This is a genomic window from Shewanella sp. S1-58-MNA-CIBAN-0166 (assembly GCF_040310085.1).
Classification (GTDB): Bacteria; Pseudomonadota; Gammaproteobacteria; order Enterobacterales; family Shewanellaceae; genus Shewanella.
Map to the genome: position 1 here is coordinate 1 of NZ_JBEOPN010000222.1, position 229 is coordinate 229.

General features: G+C 38.4%; 1 protein-coding gene. It reads right to left on the reverse strand.

The window, feature by feature from the left end:
• A partial coding sequence (locus AAEY99_RS21765) for a proline dehydrogenase family protein (RefSeq protein WP_351012040.1) occupies positions 1 to 229 on the reverse strand: 229 nt, incomplete at both ends.

The following is a 229-nucleotide window of genomic DNA, read 5'->3' on the forward strand; positions in this document are numbered from 1 at the left end:
GCCATTCAATTACAAAAATAGCACGTTTTTGATACGCTTGAACTGCTAAGCCAAAACCTTGCCAATCACCAAGATCTTCATCACTGAATACCGCTTCAATTACATCTAATGAAATATCTAAACGGTCTGCTTCTTCTGCATCAACGGTAAAGCCGATATCGTATTTTTTAGCGGCAAGAGCAAGTTCTTTTAACTTAGGGACTATTTCTTCCATCACACGGTCTTTATG